The sequence below is a fragment of the Clostridiales bacterium genome (assembly GCA_025757645.1).
Classification (GTDB): Bacteria; Bacillota; Clostridia; order Oscillospirales; family Oscillospiraceae; genus CAG-103.
The window spans coordinates 2,080,706-2,105,385 of record CP107216.1 but is presented as its reverse complement, the minus strand read 5'-3'; the positions used below and the strand labels follow the sequence as shown (position 1 = coordinate 2,105,385).

Annotated in this window: 25 protein-coding genes; 20 read left to right on the top strand and 5 right to left on the bottom strand. The window is 51.5% G+C overall.

Annotated elements, in window-relative coordinates:
* The first annotated feature begins 1 nt into the window (after position 1).
* From OGM61_10190 to OGM61_10150, 9 genes are all read left to right on the top strand, one after another.
* Positions 2-406: a PrgI family protein gene (locus OGM61_10190; GenBank protein UYI84205.1), complete on the top strand. Its 405-nt coding sequence runs from the start codon at positions 2-4 to the stop codon at positions 404-406.
* A complete protein-coding gene (locus OGM61_10185) occupies positions 354-2,771 on the top strand; it encodes a PrgI family protein (GenBank protein UYI84204.1) in 2,418 nt (805 codons plus the stop codon). The genes OGM61_10190 and OGM61_10185 overlap by 53 nt, the downstream gene beginning before the upstream one ends.
* A 19-nt stretch (positions 2,772-2,790) precedes the next feature.
* On the top strand, positions 2,791-3,411 hold the full coding sequence (locus OGM61_10180) for a hypothetical protein (GenBank protein UYI84203.1): 621 nt from the start codon (positions 2,791-2,793) through the stop codon (positions 3,409-3,411).
* A gap of 159 nt (positions 3,412-3,570) precedes the next feature.
* Positions 3,571-4,335, top strand: a complete 765-nt coding sequence (locus OGM61_10175) for a hypothetical protein (GenBank protein UYI84202.1) — start codon at positions 3,571-3,573, stop codon at positions 4,333-4,335.
* 63 nt (positions 4,336-4,398) lie between these two features.
* Positions 4,399-5,424 carry a DNA cytosine methyltransferase gene (locus OGM61_10170; protein ID UYI85588.1) on the top strand — a complete coding sequence of 342 codons (1,026 nt, stop codon included), beginning with the start codon at positions 4,399-4,401 and terminating at the stop codon, positions 5,422-5,424.
* On the top strand, positions 5,421-7,331 hold the full coding sequence (locus OGM61_10165; protein UYI84201.1) for a C40 family peptidase: 1,911 nt from the start codon (positions 5,421-5,423) through the stop codon (positions 7,329-7,331). Before OGM61_10170 ends, OGM61_10165 begins: the two co-directional genes overlap by 4 nt.
* A gap of 13 nt (positions 7,332-7,344) precedes the next feature.
* Positions 7,345-8,070, top strand: a complete 726-nt coding sequence (locus OGM61_10160) for a phosphoadenosine phosphosulfate reductase (protein UYI85587.1) — start codon at positions 7,345-7,347, stop codon at positions 8,068-8,070.
* 2 nt (positions 8,071-8,072) lie between these two features.
* A complete protein-coding gene (locus OGM61_10155; protein UYI84200.1) occupies positions 8,073-8,348 on the top strand; it encodes a DUF4315 family protein in 276 nt (91 codons plus the stop codon).
* A complete protein-coding gene (locus tag OGM61_10150) occupies positions 8,338-9,378 on the top strand; it encodes a DUF4366 domain-containing protein (protein UYI84199.1) in 1,041 nt (346 codons plus the stop codon). The genes OGM61_10155 and OGM61_10150 overlap by 11 nt, the downstream gene beginning before the upstream one ends.
* Positions 9,379-9,421: 43 nt before the next feature.
* Here the strand turns inward: OGM61_10150 and OGM61_10145 are convergent, their stop codons facing one another.
* Positions 9,422-10,294, bottom strand: a complete 873-nt coding sequence (locus OGM61_10145; protein ID UYI84198.1) for a DUF4263 domain-containing protein — start codon at positions 10,292-10,294, stop codon at positions 9,422-9,424.
* A gap of 45 nt (positions 10,295-10,339) precedes the next feature.
* On the opposite strand from OGM61_10145, the gene OGM61_10140 reads away from it, so the two are divergent.
* The 4 genes from OGM61_10140 to OGM61_10125 all read left to right on the top strand — a co-directional run bounded on the left by OGM61_10140 (position 10,340) and on the right by OGM61_10125 (position 16,228).
* Positions 10,340-12,478, top strand: a complete 2,139-nt coding sequence (locus OGM61_10140) for a DNA topoisomerase 3 (protein ID UYI84197.1) — start codon at positions 10,340-10,342, stop codon at positions 12,476-12,478.
* The gene (locus OGM61_10135) at positions 12,465-12,944 is read left to right on the top strand and encodes a hypothetical protein (protein ID UYI84196.1); all 480 of its coding nucleotides are present in this window, start codon (positions 12,465-12,467) and stop codon (positions 12,942-12,944) included. Before OGM61_10140 ends, OGM61_10135 begins: the two co-directional genes overlap by 14 nt.
* Before the next feature lie 12 nt (positions 12,945-12,956).
* Entirely contained in the window at positions 12,957-14,807 is a 1,851-nt protein-coding gene (locus OGM61_10130; protein UYI84195.1) for an antirestriction protein ArdA, read from the top strand.
* A 476-nt stretch (positions 14,808-15,283) separates the two neighbouring features.
* Positions 15,284-16,228, top strand: coding sequence for a hypothetical protein (locus OGM61_10125; protein ID UYI84194.1), 945 nt, complete (start codon positions 15,284-15,286; stop codon positions 16,226-16,228).
* A gap of 48 nt (positions 16,229-16,276) precedes the next feature.
* On the opposite strand, the gene OGM61_10120 is transcribed toward OGM61_10125, so the two are convergent.
* The 4 genes from OGM61_10120 to OGM61_10105 form a co-directional block, all read right to left on the bottom strand.
* A complete protein-coding gene (locus tag OGM61_10120; GenBank protein UYI84193.1) occupies positions 16,277-16,609 on the bottom strand; it encodes a DUF6050 family protein in 333 nt (110 codons plus the stop codon).
* An 83-nt stretch (positions 16,610-16,692) separates the two neighbouring features.
* Positions 16,693-18,039, bottom strand: a complete 1,347-nt coding sequence (locus OGM61_10115; protein ID UYI84192.1) for a relaxase/mobilization nuclease domain-containing protein — start codon at positions 18,037-18,039, stop codon at positions 16,693-16,695.
* Complete coding sequence (locus tag OGM61_10110) at positions 18,000-18,329, bottom strand: MobC family plasmid mobilization relaxosome protein (GenBank protein ID UYI84191.1); 330 nt, start codon at positions 18,327-18,329, stop codon at positions 18,000-18,002. The genes OGM61_10115 and OGM61_10110 overlap by 40 nt, the downstream gene beginning before the upstream one ends.
* 253 nt (positions 18,330-18,582) lie before the next feature.
* The gene (locus OGM61_10105; protein UYI84190.1) at positions 18,583-18,966 is read right to left on the bottom strand and encodes a helix-turn-helix transcriptional regulator; all 384 of its coding nucleotides are present in this window, start codon (positions 18,964-18,966) and stop codon (positions 18,583-18,585) included.
* Between the two features lie 174 nt (positions 18,967-19,140).
* Between OGM61_10105 and OGM61_10100 the strand changes: the two genes are divergently transcribed.
* From OGM61_10100 to OGM61_10070, 7 genes are all read left to right on the top strand, one after another.
* Positions 19,141-19,326, top strand: a complete 186-nt coding sequence (locus OGM61_10100) for a helix-turn-helix domain-containing protein (protein UYI84189.1) — start codon at positions 19,141-19,143, stop codon at positions 19,324-19,326.
* Positions 19,327-19,369: 43 nt separating this feature from the next.
* Positions 19,370-20,044, top strand: a complete 675-nt coding sequence (locus OGM61_10095) for a response regulator transcription factor (protein UYI84188.1) — start codon at positions 19,370-19,372, stop codon at positions 20,042-20,044.
* The gene (locus OGM61_10090; GenBank protein UYI84187.1) at positions 20,032-21,210 is read left to right on the top strand and encodes a HAMP domain-containing histidine kinase; all 1,179 of its coding nucleotides are present in this window, start codon (positions 20,032-20,034) and stop codon (positions 21,208-21,210) included. The genes OGM61_10095 and OGM61_10090 overlap by 13 nt, the downstream gene beginning before the upstream one ends.
* Before the next feature lie 86 nt (positions 21,211-21,296).
* Complete coding sequence (locus OGM61_10085) at positions 21,297-22,172, top strand: ABC transporter ATP-binding protein (protein ID UYI84186.1); 876 nt, start codon at positions 21,297-21,299, stop codon at positions 22,170-22,172.
* Positions 22,169-23,245 carry an ABC transporter permease gene (locus OGM61_10080; protein ID UYI84185.1) on the top strand — a complete coding sequence of 359 codons (1,077 nt, stop codon included), beginning with the start codon at positions 22,169-22,171 and terminating at the stop codon, positions 23,243-23,245. The genes OGM61_10085 and OGM61_10080 overlap by 4 nt, the downstream gene beginning before the upstream one ends.
* Before the next feature lie 413 nt (positions 23,246-23,658).
* The gene (locus tag OGM61_10075) at positions 23,659-24,210 is read left to right on the top strand and encodes a sigma-70 region 4 domain-containing protein (protein ID UYI84184.1); all 552 of its coding nucleotides are present in this window, start codon (positions 23,659-23,661) and stop codon (positions 24,208-24,210) included.
* On the top strand, positions 24,203-24,445 hold the full coding sequence (locus tag OGM61_10070) for a helix-turn-helix domain-containing protein (GenBank protein UYI84183.1): 243 nt from the start codon (positions 24,203-24,205) through the stop codon (positions 24,443-24,445). Before OGM61_10075 ends, OGM61_10070 begins: the two co-directional genes overlap by 8 nt.
* Positions 24,446-24,680 lie beyond the last annotated feature (235 nt).

Genomic DNA, 24,680 nt, shown 5'->3' with positions numbered 1-24,680 from the left:
TTTGGCATACGTAACGGTCCCGAAGGACCTGACAAAAATCAAAAGCAAGATGCTGTTCGGCCTGACGAAGCGGCAGCTTGTGTGTTTCGGATCGGCGGCGCTTGTGGGAGTGCCGCTTTTCTTTTTGAGCAAGGGCAGCATGGGTACGACCTCGGCGGCGCTGTGCATGATCCTTGTCATGCTCCCGTTCTTCCTGTTTGCCCTCTATGAGAAAAATGGACAAACGCTGGAAGTGATCCTGGGGCACCTGATCCAATGCAAGTTCATCCGTCCGAAGCGGCGCATCTATCAGACCAACAACGCCTATTCCGCCCTGGTGCGGCAGGCAAAACTGGAAAAGGAGGTACGGGCGATTGCTGAAAAGAACGGCAAAACCGGAAAACTCGCAGCCCGCCGCAAAGCGTAAGCTCACGCGGGCGGAGCGAAAACAGATTGAAGCCATCATCCGGCAGGCGAAGGGCGACGGCAAGCCCCATACCGTGCAGGACAGCATCCCGTTTCGGAACCTGTACCCGGACGGCCTGTGCAGGCTGGACGACCGGCTTTTCTCCAAGACCATAGCCTATGAGGACGTCAACTACCGTCTGGCGGGGCCGGACGACCAGCGGGATATCTTTGAACGCCTCTGCGATTTCTATAACGGCTATGATCCCTCCATCGGCGTGCAAATGACCCTGAGCAGCCGCCATGAGGACAAGAACGGAAACCTGTTCGGCATGGACGCCCAGGGCGACGCGCTGGATGATATGCGCGTGGAGGCGTCCGGCATCCTGCAAATACAGTATGAGCGCGGCAACAACGGCTTTGTAAAGCGCAAATATGTCACGCTGACCATCGAGGCGGAAAATCTTCCGGCGGCGCGGGCAAGGTTTTCCCGGATCGAGGCAGACACCCTGAACCGCTTCAAGGTCATGGGCGCGGGCGCAAGGGTGCTGGACGGCAAAGAGCGGCTGGCGCTGCTGCATGGCCTTCTCCATCCGGAGGGCGGACAATTCGCCTTTGAATGGAACTGGCTCCCGGCAAGCGGCCTGTCCGTCAAGGACTTTATCGCGCCTTCTTCCTTCGAGTTTGGCGAGACGCGGCGTTTCCGCATCGGCGAAATGTACGGCGCGGTGTCCTTTTTGCAGATATTGGCCCCGGAGATTCAGGACCGTATCCTCACGGATTTCATGGATGTGGAGGGAAACCTTCTCGTCACCATGCACGTCCGCGGCATCAACCAGAACGAGGCCATCAAGATGGTCAAGCGCAAGATCACCAATCTGGACGCCATGAAGATCCAAGAGCAGAAGAAGGCCGCCCGCAGCGGCTACGATCTGGATATTCTCCCCTCCGACCTCTCCACCTACGGCGGCGCGGCGAAAAATCTCTTGCAGGATTTGCAGAGCCGCAACGAGAGAATGTTCAATATGACCTTCCTCATGCTGCATCTGGCGCCCACGAAACAAAAGCTGGAGATTGCCGTTTCGCAGTCGGCCAGCGTCGCCCAGACGCACAACTGCATCCTGACCCGGCTGGACTTCCAGCAGGAGGACGGGCTTATGTCCTCGCTGCCGCTGGGCCTCAACCGTATCAAGATCGAACGGAGCCTCACCACATCGGCGCTGGCGGTATTTATCCCCTTCGTCACCCAGGAACTTTTTATGGGCGGCAATGCCATGTATTACGGCCTCAACGCTCTCTCCAACAACATGATCCTGCTGGACCGCAAGCAGTCCCGTTGTCCCAACGGCCTTGTGTTCGGCACACCGGGCAGCGGCAAGTCCATGAGCTGCAAGCGGGAGATTACCTATGTCATGCTGACCACGAAGGATAACGTCATCATCTGCGACCCGGAGGATGAATACTCCCCGCTGGTGAACCGGCTGGGCGGTCAGGTGATCCGGCTTTCCCCCAACAGCCGCGACTATGTGAATCCCCTGGATATCAACCTCAATTACAGCGAGGAAGAAAACCCGCTGGCGCTGAAAAGTGATTTCGTGCTGTCTTTCTGCGAGCTTATCATGGGCAGCAAGACGGGGCTGGAGGCTATCGAGAAAACCGTCATTGACCGGGCCGTGCAGATGATCTACCAGCCGTACTTCGCGGACCCGCGGCCGGAGAATATGCCCGTGCTGGGCGATCTGCTGGACGCGCTCATGGCGCAGGGCATCCCGGAGGCGGAGCGCGTGGCTCAGGCGCTCGACCTGTATGTAAACGGCTCGCTCAACTTCTTCAACCACCGTACCACCGTGGATATCCGCAACCGCCTTGTCTGCTTCGATATCAAGGGCCTCGGCAAGAATCTGAAAAAGCCGGGGATGCTCATTGTCCAGGACGCGGTGTGGAACACCGTCACGGTGAACCGCTCCATTGGACGGGCCACCTGGTATTTCGTGGACGAATTTCACCTGCTCTTGAAGGAGGAACAGACGGCAGCGTACAGCGCCGAGATTTGGAAGCGTTTTAGAAAGTGGGGCGGCGTCCCGACCGGGGCGACACAGAACCCCAAAGACCTGCTTTCCTCGCCGGAGATCGAAAACATTCTGGAAAACAGCGATTTCATCTACCTGCTGAACTTGTCTGCTGGCGACCGCAAGCTGATGACGGAGCGGCTGAACATTTCCGCCGAGCAGCTTGCCTATGTGACCAACGCGGACCCCGGCAGCGGTCTTCTGTTCTTCCAGAATGTGATCCTTCCGTTCCGGGACGAGTTCCCGAAGGATACAGAGCTGTATAAACTTCTCACGACCAAGCCCAGCGAGGTCGCCCACGACGGGGAAAGCAGATAAGGAAAGGATGGGACAAGATATGAAATATGTGATCGACAGCAAAACCTACGAAAAGCATATCCGTGACGAGGTGCATCTTTACGGTCTGCTGCATCAGCTCGCATTCCTCGCCGGGAAGGTGAAGGACGAGGAGGACATGGCAAATCTGGTCGAGACGTCAAAGCACTACGGCGAGATCGCGGAGAAAAAGTTTGACGACTGGCTCATTCCCGGACGCTACCTGGCGTTCGGGGACCGGGATGATCTTGCCGAACTGAAGGCGGCGGAGCTTACGCCGCTGACTGCCGTACTGAAAGAGCATGATGCAAAAATCAGAGAAAAGCAGCGTGCAGCTTCCAGCAATGATCCCGCCTACATCATTTCCGGCAGCGCCTTCCGTATGCTGGTGGGCGATCTCTTTGACCTGCTGGCACAGTACGGATATCTCCGTAATCGTGTTCTGGATGTAAAAACGGAGCGGCAGCTTGCGCGGCTGCAAAAGAACCTCTCCGGCGACCACCCGGCGATCCGCAGGATGTACTGCAGGTGGGGCTTTGCGGAGGATCAGGGCGTCACCTGCTATGACATTCTGGAGGCAAAGCTGCGGCGCGCGCATCTGACGCCCTATGACCCGGACGGCAGCGAGGCCGACTATGACTGAACTGACCCTAGTTACACAATGCCATGGTAAAAAGAGCCGCAAAAAACAGTAAATAAGGCAATTTCAGTATAATACGCTTAGTCACAATAAATATTTCTTCTACCTTATCGGGAATATGTATGCTATAATGTTGGCGTTCATAGTGAGGAGGTATGTATATTGAAGAAATATGTAGGATACATGGTTGCTTTTGTCTTTGGAACATATCTGTGGTTTGTACTTCTTCCGATGTGGTTTAATTACTCATTTCCAACAGGAGGATGGGACTGGTTGGGGTTTGTCGGTGTGGTTGGAGGCTTGTTTTTATCTGTGTGGTGTTTGAAAAAGCAGCAAGAGTTAAGTGTTGTTCCTTGTTTGGATGTTGACGCATATTCAACACTTGACAACAACGCCCAGAATAAAGTATTCCGAATATTTAATGACACAGATGGCCGAATCTACAATGACGGATATATTATTCTTAGAACACCAGGAAAAACGGAGCCAGATGGATTTAGGAAGAGTGCTAATATCAAGGTAACAAACAAGGGATTATCAACAGCATTTCAGGTATGTGTGTACCTTTACGATCTAAAAAGTGTTAAGGGGCTGGCATCTCTTGATGAAATAGCTACAACGCCCATTGATGATTTTTACGATAAGATTGATTATAAGGGCTATACATACTATGAGGAAACCGGTGTCGATGCCGAACCTGTAAAAAATGAAAGTGGCTGGCTTATATCTCCGCAGTACAATTTGTGTGCGAACGCTGGGGAGTTCAACCTCGTTTTTGATTTTTCCAAGGTAACTCAGAAATATCATTCTATTTTGAAATTTGAGTTTGAGGACATTTATCAGAAAAAGTACCATCAATTCTTGTACTTGTATTTCGATAAAGAAGAATGTGCTGCATTACCAATTTCAAAGTTATATTCACGATGAAGAAAACCTCGCTTCAACCGAAGCGAGGTTTTTCTATGCCCAAAATCAGGAGGTGAATACAAAATAGCAAATCAGCTGACCCATGTAAGCCTGTTTTCCGGCATCGGTGGGCTTGATCTGGCGGCGGAGGCGGCGGGTTTCCGCACCGTCTGTCAATGCGAGTGGGCAGACTATCCCTATTCCGTTCTGGAAAAGCACTGGCCGGATGTGCCGAGATTCCGGGATATTACTACTTTTACGAAGGAGGCGTTTTTTGAAAAAACAGGACTTGAAACAGTTACCGTCATCTCAGGCGGCTTTCCCTGTCAGCCCTTCTCCACCGCAGGGCAGCGAAGGGGCTTTGCGGATGAACGCTACCTGTGGCCGGAAATGTGCCGCGTTATTACCGAGCTGCGGCCCCGTTGGGTGCTTGGGGAAAATGTTGCTGGCTTCATCAATATGGGGCTCGACAAAACGATCTTTGACCTGGCAAAAGCGGGATACGCTGTTCTCCCATTCGTATTTCCGGCTTGCGGCGTCGGCGCATGGCATGAGCGCCAGCGAACTTTTATCGTCGCGGCTGATGTTTCCCACACCCCTTGCCTCCGACAAGAACACCTGCAGGGACGCGGCCAACCTGGATGTGTACCTCTCCGACAACGGAATATTCCGCAAGGTGAACAAGAACGGCGCGATCTGGAGCCTCAGCCTGTCGGCGGCGGTATTCTATCTGACCCCGGCAGCATCGGAGGGCTACCGCTCCACGCTGAAACCGGCGGCGTTTCGCAACAGCGCTCCGTCTGCCAACCTGTCATCCCAGGTGATCCGGCAGGAGCGGCCGATATCCGAGACGGCGGCGCTGAACCCGGATTGGGTGGAATGGCTCATGGGCTTCCCCCGGAAATGGACGGACGTATCCTCTGGGCCGCTGAGCCGGAGGGAGTCCCCCGTATCACCGAGAACACCGCAGACCGCGCCCTACGGCTGAAAACCCTGGGCAACGCGGTCTGCCCGCCACAGGCATACCCCATTTTCAAATATATCTCTATGATCGAGACGGGCGAGTGCGTGAGCATTTGCCCCTACGGAAAGGCAGGTGGTGACGCATGAAGGAATGGAAGGCCGCCGAGAAGGAGGCGCAGAAGATGACCCGCGACGGAGCCATTTCCGTCAACATGGTCACAGGCGAGGCGAGCCATGTTTCAGACCGTGCGCCGGAGCAGGACTATTCCCCCTCCGGCGATTCCACGGCGTTTGTTCACAGCGCGGCGGAGCGATTAGATGATCGGCGTATCCACAAAAGCGAAAAGAAAAAGCGCCGGAAACGACGCAGGTCCTACCGGGAGGGTACGGCGGCCAGCGATTGCCCATCCTCCCGTTTGCAGTTTACAGACGAGGAACGCGCTGCGCCGGAGCTGCAAAAGGCGATCCGCAAGTCCGACAAGGCGGCGGATAAGCTGGACGCGGCAAGAGCCGCCATTCCCGAAAAGCAGCCCTCATTTCATCAGCCGGTAAATCCGCTGGCACGGCCGCTGCAGGAGATCGGCCACGCCGCCCATGCGAAGGTGCATGAGGTGGAGCAGGAAAATGTCGGCGTGGAGGCGGGACACCTGACGGAGCGCGGCATGGAAAAGGCTGTCCGCTACGGAAACCGCAAGCTCCATAACTGGCAGGCGGACCGCAAGCTGAAACCCTGGCGGGAGGTATCCCACGCGGAGCAGGCGGCGGTTCAGGCCAACGCGGATGCGCTGTACCAAAAGGCTTTGCGGGAGAATCCGCAGCTTGCAGACAGCAATCCCATCTCCCGGATGTGGCAGAAAAAGAAGCTGCAAAAGCAGTATGCCGCCGCATACCGGGCGGCGCTTCGTGCTGGGGACGCAGCGGCAGCGGCGCAGGTAGCATCGAAGGGCGCGAAGAAAAGCGCGGACGCGGCAAAGAAGGCTGGAGAGTTCGTTTCTAAACACAAAAAGGCATTTCTGCTTGTGGGCGGGATCGGTCTGCTGCTGGTCATGCTGCTGGGGCTGCTGCAATCCTGTTCCTCTATCTTCGGCGGAGGTGTGTCCAACATTGTTGCGTCCTCCTATCTCTCCGAGGATTCTGACCTGCTGGCGGCAGAGGCCGCCTACTGCGCGATGGAGGATGAATTGCGGGAATATCTGGACACCTATGAGCAGACCCACGACTATGACGAGTACCATTTTACTCTGGACGAGATCAAGCACGATCCCTATGTGCTGCTGTCCATTCTGTCGGCGCTCCATGAGGGCCAGTTCACCATTGACCAGGTACAGGATGATCTTCAAATGCTGTTCGACAAGCAATATATTCTTACCGAGACGGTCACCACGGAAACCCGCTACCGCACGGAGACGAGAACGGACAGCGAGGGCAACGAGTATGAGGTAGAAGTCCCATACACCTGGTATATCTGCACCGTAGAGCTTGAAAACTTCGATTTGAGCCATGTTCCCGTTTACATCATGGATCAGGAAACGCTTTCCATGTACGCCGTGTATATGTCCACGCTGGGAAACCGCTCTGACCTGTTCCCATCCTCCGGGTATGTGGGTAAGTACATCACAAACCCGCCGGAGGACTATGAAATCCCTGCGGAATACCTGTCTGATGAACGCTTTGCGGCGCTTATTACAGAGGCGGAAAAGTACCTGGGATATCCCTACGTCTGGGGCGGCAGCAGCCCTTCCACCTCGTTTGATTGCAGCGGCTTTGTCAGCTATGTTCTGACCAACAGCGGTCTATGCAATACCGGGCGGCTGGGCGCCCAGGGCCTATACAATATTTCCACGCGGGTATCCGATCCGCAGCCGGGCGACCTGGTGTTTTTCGTTGGGACCTATGATACCGCAGGCATCTCCCATGTCGGCTTCTATGTGGGACTGGATGAGGCGGGTAACCCCATGTTTCTGCATTGCGGCGACCCGATCCAGTACGCAAGGCTCAATACAAGCTACTGGCAACAGCACTTTTACGCCTACGGCAGACCGCCGTATGATTGATGGAGGTGAGCATATCAATATTGTTTCCTATGGCGGCGGTGCGAACAGCACCGCCCTTCTTGTTGGGCTGCACCAGCACCGTATCCCCGTTGACCTGATCCTGTTTGCAGATACGGGCGGCGAGCATCCCCATACCTACGCCTATCTGGATATCATGGATCGCTGGTTGAAGGATCACGGTATGCCGGAGATCACACGGGTCTATAAGACCACGAAGGACGGCAGGAGGCTGACCTTGGAGGATGAATGTCTGAAAAGCGGCACGCTGCCCTCTATCGCCTACGGCTTCAAGCGGTGTTCTCTGAAACACAAGATCGGGCCGCAGGAAAAGTTCTGCAACAACTATCCTCCATGCCGCAAGGTCTGGGTCAGCGGGAAAAAGGTGGTCAAGTTCATCGGCTATGACGCTGGCGAGCACTACCGCAGCGATAAGGTCCTTCTGCGTGATCTGGCAGACCCGAAGTACAGCAAATGGTATCCCCTGATGGAATGGGGCTGGGACCGGGAGGCGTGTATCCGGGCAATCGAGGCGGCTGGCCTGCCGCAGCCGGGAAAGTCCTCCTGTTTTTTCTGCCCCAGCATGCGGGCGGAGGAGATCATCGATCTGCGGGAGCATTACCCGGATTTGTTCCGGCGTGCGCTGGCATTGGAGGATAACGCACGGGCCAACCTGAAAACCGTTCAGGGGCTTGGACGCAACTATTCATGGAGAGAACGATTTGGAAAGGAGTTTATTTGACTATGGCAACTACTGAGAAGATCCGTCGTGATATTGAGAAGGTCCGGGAGAAGATCACGGAGCAGCAGAAACGCCTTCGTGCGCTGGAGGCGCAGCTTGCGGAGGAAGAAAATCTGGAGATCGTCCGTATGGTAAAGGCTGTCCACATGGACAACAAGGAACTGACCGCCTTCCTGCGTGCCTACGCCAGCGGCATGATCTCCCTGCCGGAAGGAATGATGGAAATGGAGGCCGCCGCTGATTCCGACATGATGGAGGGCACCGACGATGAAGAATAAGCACACGATCCGCACACTTGCGGTGCTGCTGGCCGTTATGCTCTGCATGACGGCCTTTTCCACGGTCGCTTTTGCAAGCAGCGAGGATACAGTGCCTACCTCTGAGGCACAGACGGAACCGACTGACAGCGCGGATATCACCGGGGACGATCTTTCCGAACTAATCTCCACGCTGTTTGGCTCTGTGCTGGGCGGCGCAGAGAAATCCGGTAAGACCGGCACCGTCACCACCAATGGTGGCAAGCTGAATGTCCGCACGGGCGCTGGGCTGGATAACTACGCTTTCGCGCAGCTCCCGAACGGAACGGTGGTAGAGGTCGTGGGCACGGATGGCGACTGGTATATGGTCCGGCTGCCGGAAAAGATCGGCTACGTCTATTCCGGCTATATGACGCTCAGCGATACGGGCGGCGAGGCTGACGGCGGCCTATCTCTGTCCATTGATCCCGACAAATTGAGCGAGCTGTTTGAGCAGCTTATGGGCGGCAGCGGCGATGCCGCCCTGACGCCGGACGGGAACCTTTCGCTGATCGACGATATCGGCAGCAGTACCCGGAGCGGCAAGCAGTTTATCACTGTGGAAACGAGAAACGGCAACGTGTTCTATCTCATTATTGACCGTGACGACGAGGGCGAGGAAACCGTGCATTTTCTGAACCAGGTGGACGAAGCCGACCTTCTGACGCTCATGGGCGACGATGCGCCTGCGGCGGAGGTACCCGCCGTCTGCAATTGCAAGGAAAAGTGTGCGGCTGGCGCGGTAAATACGAATTGCCCTGTCTGCAAGAATAACCTCTCCGAGTGCAGCGGCAAGGAGGTAGTGGCAGAGCCGGAGCCTGAAGCAGAGCAGCCGGAGAAAAAGAGCAGCGGCGGTCTGCTGGTCATTGTCCTGCTGCTGGCGCTGGCAGGCGGTGGGGCCTTCGCTTATGTGAAATTCATCAAGCCGAAGCAGGGCATGAAGGTCAGCGCCGATCCCGACGATTACGATTTTGAGGATGAAGAAATGGTCAATGAGGACGATATAGTTTAAAGTTAAAAATAGTTGGCACCACAAAATATATGGTGCCAACTATTTATTCGCAATCGGAGCTATTCATAACCCCTTTATTGTCCAAACTACCATATTCCTTCCAATAAGGATATCGTTTTATAAGAAAATTCTTTCGCTCATCAGAACAATGGTTCATTTTCGTAATTGCATAATCAAAACCGTTTACTACAGATAAATTATCCGCTGTCATGGGTGAGTACCTGAAGGTTGGGGGGATTGTTTTTACCGTATACTGACCGTGAGATAAAGAAGTACATAACAAATCTTGTCCTTTGGGGTCAGGCTGTAGTCTATCAAATGACGCAAGCATTACATTAGGTGGAACAAGCTGCGCCCGTTTTCCAAGTAAGATTGAATTATTTTCATACTCAGCTCGTCTACCATAAATCAACCCATATTGCGGGGCGAATTTCTTCTTTTTCATCCATTCAGGAATGTCAAAGCAACGGTAAAACTGCAGAATGTTTTCAGGTATGCTTAATAACGACATCCATTCTTGCAGTTGCCCAAGTGCTTGCGTAAAATCTGAGGACTGTATCGCTGCATTTGTAAACGTCCGCTTGTTTGGCTTCTCTATTTCAATCAAAACAGGGGTAAATGATAAACTATCTTGTGCGAGCCAGATAAAATCTGGAACGCGATTGAAAATACCCCCATCAAGTTTTGGCTGGGTAATCAGAGATTGCGTATACGGGTAGTGTCCAGAACTGCCAAAGAGTTCAAAAGCACCTGGGACAAAAGAGGGGTTTTCCTCAAAAAAATGTTGAAATGCAGTTTCGTCATCTGATGCTGTTTCAAGAAGATTCCGATATTCTTTGAGACTTATCTTAGAATAGTCATCCCAGGACGTATGCGCTGGTGCATTGGGGACTATTTCATACTTCCGTTCAAACATAATAACGCCTCCGTTCTCTGATATCCACAATTATACTGCACAACAATGATAAATCAACATTTCTATCACAATTTGGGAGGTAGTCTTTTGAAACTGATTATCGCAGAAAAACCGAGTGTGGCAAAATCTATCGCGTCGGCCCTGGGTGCTTCATCCAGGGCCGATGGCTTTTATGAGGGCAGCGGCCTTCTTGTATCCTGGTGCGTTGGGCACCTGGTATCCCCGATGGATGCGGGCGGCTATGACGAGCGTTTCAAGAAATGGCGCTATGACGATCTTCCCATTCTGCCGGAGCCGTTCCGTTATGTGCTTGCACCGGGCAAGGAGGACGCCTTTGAAAATCTACGCGCCCTAATGAACCGACCCGACGTGGATACCATCGTCAATGCCTGTGACGCCGGGCGTGAAGGTGAGCTGATCTTCCGGCTGGTGTATGAAATGACCGGCTGCCGCAAGCCGGTCCTCCGGCTTTGGATCTCGTCCATGGAGGACAGCGCCATCCGGGAGGGCTTTTCTGGTCTGCGCCCCGGCGCCGATTATGAAGCATTGTATCAATCAGCCCTGTGCCGCCAGAAAGCGGATTGGCTGGTGGGGATCAATGCCACGCGCCTTTTCTCCGTCCTCTATCACCGCACCCTGAATGTAGGCCGTGTGCAAACACCCACGCTGGCAATGCTGGCGGAGCGTGACGCAAAGATCACGCTGTTTCACAAGGGAAAATATCATTTGCTGCGCCTGACGCTGGATGGAGCCGAGGCGGTGTCGGAGAAGTTCACCGATCCGTCAGCGGCGGAACAGGCAGCGGCCATGTGCAAGGGTGCGGCCGTCACCTGTACCTCTGTTACGAAGGAGCAGAAGAAAGAACAGCCGCCAAAGCTCTATGATCTTACCACTTTGCAGCGTGAGGCAAACCGCCTGTTCGGATACACGGCGAAGCAGACCCTTGACTACGCGCAAAGCCTCTACGAAAAGAAGCTGCTGACCTATCCCCGTACTGACAGCAGATACCTTACCTCCGATATGGCGGAAACGGCCTCCTGTGTGATCCACCTGGCGGCAAAGCTGCCGCCCTTTGACTGCTGCTCCAACTTCTTCCCGCTGGTGGAGGCCATGATCTCCGACAAGGAGGTATCCGACCACCACGCTATCATTCCCACAATGGAAATTGAAAAAGCGGATATCAAGGCTCTGCCTCTGGGCGAGCGCAATTTGTTCCTCCTTGTCTGCTGCAAGCTGCTGTGTGCATCGGCGGAGCCGTATGTGTATGAGACGGTCACGGCAACTTTTGACTGCGGCGAACACGCCTTCACCGCAAAGGGCAAGCGCATCCTCTCCGAAGGCTGGCGGGAGATCGACCGCATTTTCCGTACCTCCCTAAAAGAAAAGCCTGCGGATGGGGACGGCGATACGCTCCCGGACTTCACCAAAGGGCAGACTTTTGGCGGTGCGGAGGTTGCTGTTACCGAGCATTTTACCCAGCCGCCGAAGCCCTACTCCGAAGATACCCTCCTGTCCGCTATGGAGAACGCAGGCAAGGATGATATTCCCGATGAGGCGGAGCGAAAAGGTCTTGGCACGCCTGCGACCAGGGCGGCTGTCATCGAAAAGCTGGTGGCTGCCGGATTTGTGGAGCGCAAGGGCAAGAGTCTGATCCCCACGAAAGCCGGTATCAACCTTGTCACGGTCCTGCCGGAGCCGCTGACCTCTCCCATGCTGACAGCGGAATGGGAACAGAAATTGACGGAGATCGCAAAGGGCGGCGCTGACCCGGATACCTTTATGGACGGTATCCGCACGATGGTCCAGGAGATCGTGTCCACCTATTCCTGTATTTCCGAGGATGGCAAAAAGCTGTTTGCCCCGGAGAAGGAAGTGATCGGTACCTGCCCCCGCTGCGGCCAGCCGGTTTATGAGGGCAAGAAGAACTTTGCGTGTTCGGATCGGTCCTGCGGTTTCGTGCTCTGGAAAAATGACCGCTTCTGGACGAGCCGCAAGAAAGAGCTGACAAAGAAGATGGCAGCGGACCTTCTGAAAAAGGGACGTACCAATGTCAAGGGAATGTGGTCTGAAAAGAAACAGGCTGCTTATGACGCTGCGGTGATCCTGGATGACACGGGTGGCAAATACATCAACTTCAAACTGGAATTTCCGAAAAGAAAGGAAGGTGTCAATGGCAGAAAATAAGACTTTGGAACATTTACCCGAAGTGAGGGCGGCGGTGGCTGTCCTCTCCCCGGAGGACCGAAAACTGCTGGCGGCAGTGCAGGCATCGCCCTTCAAGCTGACAGCGCCGGAGCAGTTCAAGGAGTTTGCGGCCAACATCGACTATTTCGTATTTGAGCCCAATATCCACGATCTGAACGATCTGGGGTGGCGGTATCTGGCACAGCACATGGATATGCTGCTGCCCCCGGAACTTCTGAAAGCAATCGACCCTGTTCCTTTTGGCAAGTACGCCATGCAGGAGGAACAGGGCCATTTTACGGAACACGGATATATTTCTCTTTCCGGCGACGAGTGGGTGCATGAACGCCCTGCGGAGCCGGAGAAAAAGCCCTCCATCCGGGAACGGCTGGAACAGGGCAAGAAGGAATGTGCAGAGAAAAACAAGGTGCAGCCCCATAAGGAAAAATCTGCGCCGGAACTGTAAGGAGGTGCTGATATGCCATATTACGATCACAACAAGGATTATCCCTTTGCCGCCTTTATCACCAATCTTGGGAAATATAACGAGGGCGAGCTTGTGGGCGAGTGGGTGAAGTTTCCCACCACCGCCGAGGAATTGAAGGAAGTGTTTAAGCGGATCGGAATCGGCCAGAAAGATGACTTCGGCCAGCCCTACGAGGAATGGTTCATCACGGACTATGATTGCTATGTGGATGGTCTTTACAGCAAGCTGGGCGAATACGAAAATCTGGACGAGCTGAATTATCTGGCGTCGAAGCTGGATGAAATGAGCGAAAGCGAATACGCACAGTTTCAGGCCGGTATGGAAATGGGCGACCATTGCGGCAGCCTGCAGGAGATCATCAACCTCACCGAGAATCTGGATTGCTATGAGGTCTATCCCGATATCCATGACTATGACGATCTGGGCCGCTATTACATTGAGGAACTGGAGGTCATGCAGGTGCCGGAGCACCTGCAAAACTACATAGATTATGAGGCCTACGGCCGGGACGTGGTGATAGATGAAAACGGCACCTTCACGGATCAGGGCTATGTTCGTGATACGGGCGACAGCTTCCATGAGTATTATGACGGCGAGCGCGGCAGTATCCCCGACGAGTACCGGGTGATGACCTTTCAGGACGATCTTCCCGAAGAAGAAAAATCTGAATGGGCTATGGATATCGCCTTTGACATGGACGAGTTTTTCCGTCAGAACGATCCGCAGTATGCGGCGGAGCACCCGGAGGCGCATGCTGCAAAGGAGAAACTTTACGAAAACCTGATGGCAGGGCGCATTTCCGCTCTGGATGAAAAGCTGGCGGCGCTGGGGCAAACGCAGGAGGACTATCTTCCTTCGGAGATCGAAAAATTCAAGGACGCCACGGGCTATGAGGAATTTCTTGATTTTGATCCGGCGGAGGTCAAGGCCGCTTTGGATGACCCGGAGAAGTCCCATGCGGATGAAATGCTGGCCTTTGCGGAAAAGGCAGAACGGGAGTATGCAGCGGAGGCGGCCGCCTATGTGCAGACGCCCGCCGACATTGCGGAGCAGGCGCAGGCCGTTCCGAGAGATACCTTTTCCATCTACCAACTGAAAAGCGGCAATGAAACATTGGATTACCGCTTTGAGCCGTTGGATGCCATCCGCAACAATGGCCTTTCTGTAAAGCCGGAGAACTATGAACTGGTCTACACCGCCCCGCTGACAGAGCAGGACAGTTTGGAAAGCATCTATACCCGATTTAATATCAACCACCCGGCAGACTTCAAGGGGCACTCCCTGTCCGTATCCGATATTGTGGTGCTGCATCAGGACGGGGAGAACACCGCGCATTACTGTGACCGCTTTGGCTTCTCCCAGGTGCCGGAATTTTTGCAGCCGGAACGGGCAGCGGAGGTCACGATCCCCACGCCGGATCAGATGGCGACGCAGGAGCGGATCAGCACACCCAGAGGCAGCTTTTGTGTGACCAATATGACGCGGGAACAAATGGAGGCGGCGGGATATGGGGTTCACCATCAGTCTGACGATGGGAAATATCTCATCATGGGCAACGGCACACGGGCTTTTGCTGTCCTCGCGCAGCAGCCGGAACAGGACAATCCCCTCCGCACGGCGGAAATGACGCTGGAAGATGACTACGGGATGATCGATGGCGTTATCAACAACGGCAGACGCGGCGAAGAATTGGAAAAAGCCCAGGAGTACGCAGATCGGACAACGCCGGAGAAGCCTTCCATCCGTGAGCGGTTAGAGGATGCCAAACGGGAGTGTGCTGAGCACAAGCCCCCGGAGGGCAAGAAGCCCGGCCGTGATGTGCCGGAGCATGACTGCCTATGAGCCGAAGCAAGAAGTGGCGGCTGGAATGGGCGTTCTTCCTGGGCGAGAACGGCAGGCGGCAGTATAACCATATTTGTAAAAAATGTGTTCACGGCTGCAAGCAGAGTTTTAGGGCGTGTCTGGTCGCTTGTCCGCATTACAATTCCAAACGGTCTAAAATATGTGAAGATAGGGGTGGAAAAACCGCAAAATAATTCCCTGTATCCGTATTTTCAAAGGGAGCCTTTATGATTTCTCATGTGTCGGTCTGTTTGCTGGTACATGAAGAAAAAGGCTTGATTTCAAACACTTTCTGACACATAAAACGGGAGTACAGCTTTTCGGTTCATCCGATTGGCTGTACTCCCGCTTTTTTCTTTTTGCAAAATGAAGATATTTGTAAATTGGAAAAATAACTGCTATAATTATAAAATATAAGGATATGGTTGTTTGCGTCAGGATTAGAGAAAAATGTTTGCTATGAGAGGAATCGCTTTATGGAAAAAGCAGATAATGAGATGTATGCCTTGGTAGACGAGGAATTTCTGGCGAAATTCTCCAATCAACATTTGAACTATATGAAGAAACTTTACTACTCATTCTATGCTGGCTATTGCAAAAGAATCAAACGAAAGCCATTAACTTCTGAGGATTTTTTTAAGAATATGCACCTCAGAAGATTTCAACTATACCAACTTTGTTGCCCTTATTGTGGGACAGTTTCCTTATGCATTCACGATAAGAAAGAATCTAAGACTGCTGGATATAATTTTTGCCATTCTTGTGGCCGAACATCTACGCTAAAAAATATACAAAAGCATCTGGCTCGCTTTGTTCGTATTAAACGAATGAATCGTATTAGTATTCAGGCAGTTGCGGAACATCGACCTGAAACAGAGAAGTGGCTATTGGCGTATGACTGCTATCAAATCGAAATAATTGAACTGGCATCTATTATCGAGGTTCTATTTAGGGATTATTTTGAGGCCTTACTCTTCATAAGTTGTGAATCTAAAAAAGATAGCTTCTTGGAAAAAATTGTTCGCAAGTATACTGGGAACGACTTTATGAATATTGAAAAAACAAATGATATCTACAAAAAGGCATTTGGAATTGAAATACGAAAGAATTTGAACGCTGAAACTTGGGATGATTTACTGGATATTGTGAACCTTCGGAACATGATAGTACATAATAACGGACAAGTAGACAAGCGCTTTGAGTCCACATCTACGTTCAGAAGATGGAAAGATCGAGTAGACATCCCGCTCATTAAAATAGAAGATGAAGATATTGCTAAACTGCTTTCAAGTGTTATTGATGCTGTTACAATCATTTCAAATCTATATCTAAAAGAATACTATCAAAGACGAAACCGAGTGATAGCAAACTACTACTTTAACAAAGAAAATGCATATGATTTTTTTGCGGACACGGAATGATTAAGAAACCGGAGGGTATTATCCCTCCGGTTTGTGTTTTAAGTGTAGTCATCCAACTATCAATCTCCACACCGTCAGCGGCACATACCACACCGCCACGATCAGCCGCCAGACCAGAACGAAACCGCCGATGATCCCGGCCAGAATAAAGTTCAGCGCGAACAAGGCAATCCCACTGCCCAGGGAGCCGCCGCCTGGTATGATCCAGAGGCGCAGCCGCCAGATGCCGAACGGCAGCCCGCAGAGTATCCATAACCATAGGTAGTCCAGCTCACCGGTTTTCACGCAAGCGGACCGGAAGATGCAGTACAGCAGCGCGGCGGCCGCCACGGGCAGGATCGTCTTGCAAAAGAAATCCTTTATTGCTTCGCCTCTCGTCATAGGCTCGCCTCCTTTGATATGTCTATATCGTTATTATATTTGATGTTCTGACAAAAGCCCAGAATAAAACGCAGAAAACGGATTTATTCCAGCTCCACATTCTTTTTCCGCTCCTGCTCCGGCTGCGGCGGGGAAAGAAAATCCTCCACATTCTGACGCATGGCAGCATAGTCCTGTTCTTTCCGCTGGGCTTTCTGCAATTCAGCTTTTAGAATGGCTTTTCTTGCGTTGAGCTCGTCTATTTCGGCCTGCATCCGCTCTGTGGCAGGCAGCGGAACCGCACCCAGCCGCTTACACTCCCTGGCGGCGGCTTCAAAAAGGATGATCTCGCTCTCATGCCCTCGCAGAAACTTTTCCTTATCCCTGGACGCCTTATAGCGGTCATAGATTGGCTTGAGCTGGCGGTAGGCGGCGACGTGCTTCATCTTCAAGGCCAGCTCGTCGATTTTCGCCCCGGTATCCCGAAGGTCCGCTTTCAGCCGGGCAGCGGAGGCGGATGCCACCTCGCACCGATCCAACAATTCTTCATAACTGCCGATACCATGCTCCGTCAAAAAGTTGGAGGTATCCGCGATCCGTTTCAGATTTTCGATGGTCGCCCAGCGGCGATAGCCTGCACTCTGCTGCGCCTTGATGTTGTTCTGGATATCAATGAGCAGACTGATCTTTCCATTCTGCTGTTTCGGTTGGCGGGAAGGTCTGGCGCGTCCGGCAATCCGGGCGGCAAGGGCTTCTTCGGTGTAGTCCATCCCCAAGGTTTTCAGACGGGTAAACCGTTCCTGATCCGGCGCTCTGGCGGAGATATATTTGCCACGCTTGATCTCATAGCCTTCTCTCTGCAGGCGGCGAAGCAGTTCTTCCAGGTTGGAACAGGCTGGCAGGAGCCGGTCAATAGCAGCTTTCAGCTTCGCCTTATAACTGGTGCCGTTTTGCGTGGTCTGATGTTCAATATAGCTTTTGCCCTTGTCCTGTCCGGGGATGATGACGGACAGACCGTGTTCTTTGCAAAGCCTGTCCGAAGTGCGGCGGATGAAGTGATAGCTCCGCTTATTGGAGTGATAGTGCTTGTGATCCTGAAAGCTGACCGCATTGAAAATCAAGTGGTTATGAACATGATCTTTGTCTATGTGGGTGGTAAGTACAAATTCATACTTGCCGCCCAAGATTTCTTTTGCAAGTTCCATGCCTATTTCATGGGCCTGTTCCGGCGTAACCTCCCCAGGCTGAAAGGCTTGGATCAGGTGTCGGCCCAGGTTCGTTCCCTTGTCGATGGCATGGCGGCGGGTCCAGGCAAATTCGATATCCGCAGTTTCGACGGAGCAGCCATAGGCGGATACCAGGAGCTTCCCGTCTGTTTTCTCCGGGTTGCAGATATAGTCAATGGCTGCTTTCAGCGTTGACTTGATAGGATGTGTCTTTGTAACTGCCATATCTCGTCCAGCCTTTCCCGTATCTCGTCCATGTCGGCCTGATACGCAGGACCTCCGGCGTTGATCCGCTTGGCGATCTGATTGATGTTCCGGCCGATGGCGGAAAGCTCTTTGGTGAACGCCTTGATATCTGCGGTATCTGTATAGATGATATACCCGTCAATCGCCATCTTGCGGAGATAGGCACCGATCCGCTGGGTGGGGAGCTGAGCCATCTTCTGTTCAATCAAAGCCCGTTCCTCCGCCGTCACCGGGCAGCGAAGAACGATGGGCCGTTTCCTGTTCGCCATAGCGGATACCTCCGTTTCTCATAAGGGTTTGGGATATCCCAACAAGCAGTTTTCTCTTTTCGGGCAAGGGACCTGAAAAGAAGAAAAATCCGCAAGTGTGGCTACACTTGCTGTGCTTGCTGACTACTTCGTACCCCCGTATTCCTTCCGCTACCCATACTACAATCTGAATGGGGCCTTTTGGCCACATCTGCGGATTTTGCAAAAGAAAAACGCCATGAACTACCTGTTCATAGCGTTCCTTACACCGTATTCAATTTTCTCCCTCGCTGTCTGCTCTTGCATCCAGTAGCGCTTGCGCCGTTGCCGTAAGGATTTTGATTTCCGCATCCGTCAGCTCGTCCAACAGCGTTTCAAACTGCATACGCTCCGTAGACTTGCCCTCCATAGCTTCGCCATGAAGAATCTGATCCACGGAGATATGATACCGGGACATCAGCTCTAAGAATACCTGTACGCTGGGATGCTGTCCCTTATTCTCGATGTTGGCGAGATAGCGCGGCGAAATAAACAGCGCATCAGCTGCCTTATTCCGGGATTCTTTCTGCTTTGTGCGCCCGGCTTTGATTGCTGCGCCATACGGCTTGAAGTCGATTTTCGCAACAGGCCGCTTATCTTTCTTCGTTCTTTTAGGCATATCCATTCACCCTACTACATTCTACTGTTCACCTCGTTTTCAAGGATATGCCCTATTAGTTCATTGTGTTAGCTTAAATACTTCCTATTATTCACATTCGGTCTATTGCTATTATTCGTTTGACCGTATATAATATATCATGGTAGGTTTTGAACAGAAAGGACGGGTGCTTGTATGGAATATGTATCTTGTGCGGAAGTGGCGGCAAAATGGGGCATTTCCGAAAGACGGGTGCAGAAACTTTGCGAGGGTGAGCGCATACCCGGCGCGGTAAAGTTCAGCCGCATTTGGTTGATACCCAAAGACGCGGAAAAGCCTGTTGACGGGAGAAGAATAGACAGTAAGATAATTGATAAATAGTTGAAAAATGAGCACTACACTTAATTGTTAGGAGGTGTGTAAAGTGGGAGCAAAAATCTTAATCGCTGACGATGAAAGCGACATTGTTTCTATGCTCGGCAGCTTTTTTGAAAGCAAGGGCTTTCGTGTCCTGCCCGCTTTCAATGGTGCAGAAGCACTAAAGCAAGTGGAAAAACAACCGGATATTATTTTGCTTGACATCAATATGCCCGGAAAAGACGGGTTAGAAGTTTGCAAGCGTATCCGCGATCACATATCCTGCCCGATCCTTTTTCTGACTGCTCGAATCGAAGATACAGATAAGGTAAAAGGCTTTACTGTTGGCGGCGATGATTACATTGTGAAGCCCTTTTCACTTATGGAACTTGAAGCGCGGGTGCGCGCTCATCTGCGCCGGGAAGCACGACACAATTTTGAAGCACAAGTCAAGTTTTCCGGTGATTTGACGATTGACTATTCAGAACGTTGCTTGTTCTTTGGCGATAAGCGTGTCGGTCTTGCAAAAAAGGAATTTGATATTGTGGAACTGCTTTCTCAAAATCCAGGACAGATCTTTGATAAAGAACGGATATATGAGCGTATTTGGGATTATGACAGCGAGGGCGACAGCAGCGTTGTGGCAGAGCATATCCGCAGAATACGATCCAAAATCGCGGCATATACCGACCGCATATATATTGAAACGGTTTGGGGGTGTGGATACAAATGGGTCAAGTAAATTGCCGCAAGCACTATTTATCTCTCCGAAAAAGCCTTGTTCTCTATATAATTGCCTTTGTTGTACTCGCAGTCTTTCTATCCGTAACGACTTTTTCAATCTGTGGTAGTGCTGCCGAAGGTATCAGAGCATCTTATCCCCCGTCCGGCGAAAAATATTATTTGACAAATGAACAGGGGGAACAGTTGGGCGACGGCGCTTACATCGGGACAGTGCCCGTCCCGATGTCTAAAGAGGACGAGCGTACCATTGCGCTACTGGAGAAACTTCCCATTGTTGCAACTCCTATCTATTCTGCATTCTGTATTATCGCTGCTGCGCTGCTGTTTTACAGAAACAGGCTGAAAAAGCCGCTTGTGGAACTGCGGACTGCTTCTGAAAAAATAGCGAACAATGACTTGGACTTTTCAATCGACTATGATAACAACGATGAATTGGGGCAGCTTTGCGCGTCCTTTGAAATCATGCGGACAACCCTTGCGGACAATTTCTCTAAAATGTGGCGGCAAGTTGAAGAACGAAAAGCACTCAACGCCGCTTTTGCTCACGATTTGCGTACCCCTCTAACAGTACTAAAAGGCTATAATGAAATGCTGCAAGCCAGCGAAAATCCTCAAACACAAGAAACCGCCGCCATAATGGGCAAACATATCTCCCGTATGGAAAGCTATGTGAGCAGTATGAGCAATCTTAGGCGCATGGAAGATGCGCAGCCGGAGTACAAGTTGATAGACTTGCAGACAGTGGCATCTTCTTTGTATGACAGCGCAAAAATCGTATGTGCGAAAAACGGAAAAGAATTGATTTTACAAAATGACATGCCTGTTTCGCAGTTATCCCTTGATGGGGCCTTTGTTTCACAGGTCAGCAATAACCTGATCTCCAACGCGGTTCGGTATGCCCGGACTGCGGTGACAATCTCTTTTGCCTTGCGTGACAATGGTCTGCTGCTTTCCGTATCGGATGATGGAAAGGGGTTTGACAAAAACGGTCTGCAAAAAGCCACCAGTCCATATTACACAGAGGAAAGCAACCATTCCGAGCACTTTGGACTTGGGCTGTATATTTGCAAGCTGCTTTGTGAACACCACAACGGCTATTTGAAGATCGAAAATACTGCATCCGGGGCAAAGGTATCCGCCTACTTCAAATCTCCTGCCTTGTAGATAAAAAGTAGATATTTTCCCTCTATACTCTCCATGAAAACACATGGAGAGTATTTTTTTACTCCCTATGGAGAAAGGGGCTTTTTATGGAATTAAAAACGATCGGACTGACAAAAAAGTTCGGTTCCAAAACCGCCGTGGACAATTTGAATATTACCTTAACAAATGGCGTCTACGGCTTACTGGGTGCAAATGGCGCAGGGAAAACAACGCTTATGCGTCTGCTCTGCAATATCCAAAATCCTACTTCCGGGAAAATTCTGCTGAACGGGAAAAACATTGTGGGGCTGGGTGAACGCTATCGCAATCTTTTGGGCTACTTGCCCCAGCACTTCGGATATTACCCGGATTTTTCAGCGTTTGACTTTCTGCTCTATGTTTCTGCCCTAAAAGGATTGGACGAGAAGGCGGCGCGGAAGAAGTCAAAGGAGCTGCTGGAAGCAGTAGACTTATCGAGAGAAAGTAAGCACAAAATCAAAACCTTTTCCGGGGGCATGAAGCAGCGTTTGGGGATTGCACAGGCCATGCTCAATGACCCCCATATTTTGATTTTAGACGAGCCGACGGCGGGGCTTGACCCGAAAGAACGCGTCCGTTTCCGCAATTTGATCAGCGCCTTTTCCAAAGACCGCATTGTGATCCTGTCTACGCATATTGTTTCCGATGTGGAGTTTATTGCGGAGGAAATCATCATGATGAAATCCGGGCAAATCATTCACTTTGGAAATCCGCAGGAGATCACTTCTGAAATCGACGGCCAAGTGTGGGAATGTACGGTTCCGACTGCCTATGCGGAAAAATACGCGGCTGCCTACAACACAAGCAACTTGCGAAACACCAGCGAAAACCAGACAATTTTACGGATCATTGGAGATCGTCCGCCGATGGAAAATGCAGTAAGGGTGCAGCCTACTTTGGAAGATTTGTACCTGTTCTATTTCAAAGGGGGCTGTGAAGAATGAAAAAACTGATTCTTTTTGAACTGCGGAAAGTGTTTTCAAAGCGTTTGGCGCTCATCGCTCTAATTGGAATTATCCTGTTCTCTGCCTTGCTATCCTTTTCCACCTTTCAAAACAAATATGCGTTTGACCAAAATATCGGTAAAGGTACTGGCAAAACAGCAGTAGAAATCGACAAGGAAATTGCAGCGAAATATGAAGGAATCCTGACAGACAAAAAAGTGCAGCAAATGATGTCTGATTTTGCACCGACATCAGATTTACATGGATTGAGTGCAATCTATGTTTATCAAAACGCCATGCAATCGGCAGCCTTTTCACGGTTTTCTGATAAAGAGGGAAATTGGAACGGATTAAGTGTTTCTGATGTATTTGGCAATGAAGAAATCAAAATTGGCTATGTGGACGGTTGGCTTTCCACCAGCCGAAACATGGTGCGGGTTTTTGTCGCGCTTGCTCTTGCGGTTATCATCATGCTTGCTCCGATTTTCTCCGGCGAGTATGAAGGTGTTGATAATATCATATTGACAAGCAAGTACGGTAAAACCAAATGCGCTACTGCAAAGGTGGTTGCAGGTATTATCACCGCCATTCTCACTACCACGCTGATTGCAGCATTTAACCTGCTTCTTGCTTTTGTTTTTTATGGAACAGAAGGGTTGGATTGCAGTATTCTATTTGCCCCCAGTGACTATGTGGAAGCGTTTATCCCTTTTAATATCACCTGCGGTACGCTGCTCAAATATCAAATTCTGCTGGCATTTACCTGTACGCTTAGCGTTACGGGAATTACACTGTTCCTATCTGCAATCAGTAAAAATCAGATTGTAGCTTTGGTTGCGGCGATGGCAATTTTTCTTTTTCCCGTTTTGCTGCCGATCACCGAAGTAAATCCATTGTTCCGATTGGTTGGACTTCTTCCGATCTATCATGTACTAGCCATTTCGCTCCTGTCGGTGGAACAAATGAGTAACGGGATGCTGTATGCGATATGGGCAATCCCGGCAGCACTGCTCTTTTTGGGAGTTGGTGCAGGTATCTCTCGCCGTGTATTTGCAAAGCATCAAGTTTTATAAATCATTCGCACAGAGCCGCTAACAGCAGATTTGCGCGAAATAAAAAACGGCGGCTTTAATACGAAATCAAAGCCGCCGTTTTCTTTTCGAAAAATAAGAATACGGGGGGTGTGTTAAAGTCGCCCTTTTTTAAGGACACGGCGGTATCTGGGAGGTATTGCCGTGTCCTTTTTGCTTTTTCGCAACGTCCATGATCTGCACCAGTTAAAAAAAGCGTAACCCCTCCATCGGACTATTCCGGCTATGAGTATGAACACAGAAATCATGTAAATAGATTTTATAATTCTTCTGCGCCTATCTGCGTTTTGCAGACAGGCGCTTTTTGTCGTTATCGGGGATGTTTCTACTGTCCCCGCGCTCCGCCCTTTGCCTGATCCGGCCACCCACCCGATCAGGACGAAAGGAGCGCACAAATGAGCGACAGAAAAAATAATTTTGATTTTTCCCGGCAGAGCTGGCCAAAACAGCCTTCCGCAGAACGAGTAGTGGGCGAAAGGGGAAGAAAAGAACTGCCTCCCGGCACGAAGGGAGGTGAGAACATGAAACCTGATCGCCACGCCGAACACAAGCAGCACGCCTTTGACAGCTTTTGCAAAAAGGTCTTGAAGTGCGAGGCCTGCAATGGCTATCGAGAGATCAGCCGCAGGAAGAAGCACAGCATCCCTTTCAGCGAACTGCCGGAGGACGCAATGGAGCAGCTTGCGGCCTATGACCGTTATCCCTGGGAGTACAACACCTTCATTCTTGGCGGTGATGTGATCCTGATCGAAAACGATCTGCTGGCCGATGCGCTGAACGCCTTGCCTCAGGACAACCGGGATATCCTTCTGATGTACTGGTTCCTGGAAATGGCGGACCGTGAGATCGCGGAGCGTATGAACCTGGCCCGCAGGACGATCAACAACCGCAGGCTGAAATCCTATCGGCTGCTGAAAGAGCTGATGGGAGGTGATACGGATGCGTGACACCGCAGCTTCCCGGAATAATCTTCTTCCTTATCCGGTCATTACCGCCGCTGTCCAGGGCGACCCTGACGCGGTAAACCGTGTGATCGGCCACTACTCCGGCTACATAGCGGCGCTTTCCACAAGGACAAGCTATGATCCTCAGGGCTGTCCTCATTCTCAGGTGGACGATGATCTGCGCCGCAGACTGGAAACGAAGCTGATTATTGCGATTCTGGATTTTGACCTGACCTGATTCAGATGACCGCCGTGCGTTCCCCTTTCCGCATGGTGTGTTCCGTACCTTGACAAAGAAAGCCCGTTGGGAGGCCAGCGCCGCAGTATAAGGCAAACGGATACATTCCTGTTTGTGCCGAGCCATACGGTCGGTGCGCCATGACCTCCATGCGGAGAGAGCGAGAAACACCAGACCGCAAAGCAAGCGTGGCAGCTTGCGGGCGATGACACACGGGCAGGGTCAAAGATACTCG